Raw genomic sequence first — 1490 nt, forward strand, 5'->3', positions numbered from 1 at the left:
TGTAAACGGCTGTGAGATTTAGGATGCCTTTCGGTATATTTCCATTAATCGCAGAAAGAAGTATTCATCATCTGGATACCCATAACCCTTACGTCTCTCAGTCTTGATCTTATTGTTGATACCCTCAAGTTTGCCAGTTGATATCCCGTATTTGGCGAACGTGTAGATCCCTCTCAAATGGTTATTTAAGAGACGCGCAAACCAAATAAAGTGGCTATTCTCAGTTGCCTTGCAGATGTCTATGATCCCTTCAAGTCTAACGCACATTTCCACCTCGTCATGTGAGTTGTATGCCTGGTCTAGCAAGTCTTTGACGAGGTCTATTGTGAAGAAGAGCTTGTTTTCTTCCAACAGCTCGTCATACCATGCTTCATTACCGCCATAAGCCTTTATTTCTGGTGTATTGAATATTTCACCAGCAGTAGACACTAGCTTGCCTTGACGGGCATCCTCGTCCTTCTGAACTAATGTGGACCTCTTAGACATCAAGATGTAACGTGAGTTCTTAAGCAACTTAGCAGCCTCTGGAGAGCCTTCTTCAGCCAGCCGTCTTTGTTCATCCTTTCTGATCTCAGAAACCACTTTATCGTTGAAATTCTTGATAATGTGGAAGCGATCATAGACGATGTCTAGCTTGGGATAGCGCCCTTTAAAAGCTTCTTCGAAGTCTGAATTCATGTCGCAAGCCACCGCCTCAACTTTTGACATCCACTCATCGCCAACATGATCCATAAACTCGAAAACAACGGCTTTCTTCTTGCCATGGGCTAAGTAGAGAATATACCCTGTTTCCCAGTCTATGATTGCGGTGGCGTACTTATGGCCATCGTGGAGCTTAAACTCATCAATGGCTAAGTATTTTGCCTGCCTTTCAGGTTTTATGAGTGTCTTGCCATCAGTTGTAAATTTAGACAGTAGAAGAGACTTGTGAATTGACTTTACAGTCATCTTGTCCAAGCCAGTAAGCCAAGCCACTGCCTTTAGAGTAAGGCCATAGCTTAACAGTTTCTCAGTGTATTCTTTTAAAGGTTTGGTGATGCGATAACCATCAGCTTTAAAAGGGATAGACTGGCTTCTAGTGTTGAATTGGCAATCAATGTTAAGACAACGAAAACGTGCATAGGACACTCTGATATTGGTGTGTACTCCACCAATAGCGACGTGCTTAAGGGTAGATTCTAAAGACCCATTTTTAACTAGTTTTCTTGAGCAATTAGGACAGAAGGTATCACCACGCTCATCTAGCTTTCCTACAAAGGTTAATCCACCTTCATTTTGAATTGGCTCGCCAACTTGAATAAAGTCGGTAAGACCAGAATTAAAGGATAAGACACCTTTGTTAGGCATAACATCTTGAGTAGTAACTGACAGTTCTGTATAATTCATAGTAAGAAGGGCTCCCCATGTTTTTGTCGTTATTAACATTGTAAGGGACAACCCTTCTTTTTTTGTTATCTAATTTCTATTTACACAAGAATTTATACTGAACC

The 1490-nt window shown here is 41.3% G+C and carries 1 protein-coding gene; it reads right to left on the bottom strand.

Annotated elements, in window-relative coordinates; genetic code table 11:
• Window positions 1–18 precede the first annotated feature (18 nt).
• Window positions 19–1386: an ISL3 family transposase gene (locus tag CP367_RS06495; protein ID WP_098043534.1), complete on the bottom strand. Its 1368-nt coding sequence runs from the start codon at window positions 1384–1386 to the stop codon at window positions 19–21.
• Window positions 1387–1490 lie beyond the last annotated feature (104 nt).

Origin of the sequence: Lactobacillus sp. UMNPBX16, from assembly GCF_002553775.1 — a bacterium.
In the GTDB taxonomy this organism is placed as follows: domain Bacteria; phylum Bacillota; class Bacilli; order Lactobacillales; family Lactobacillaceae; genus Lactobacillus; species Lactobacillus crispatus.

Excerpts from the sequence above, each read along its gene's own strand:
- CP367_RS06495 (WP_098043534.1), bottom strand. The coding sequence starts at position 1,386 with ATGAATTATACAGAACTGTCAGTTACTACTCAAGATGTTATGCCTAAC.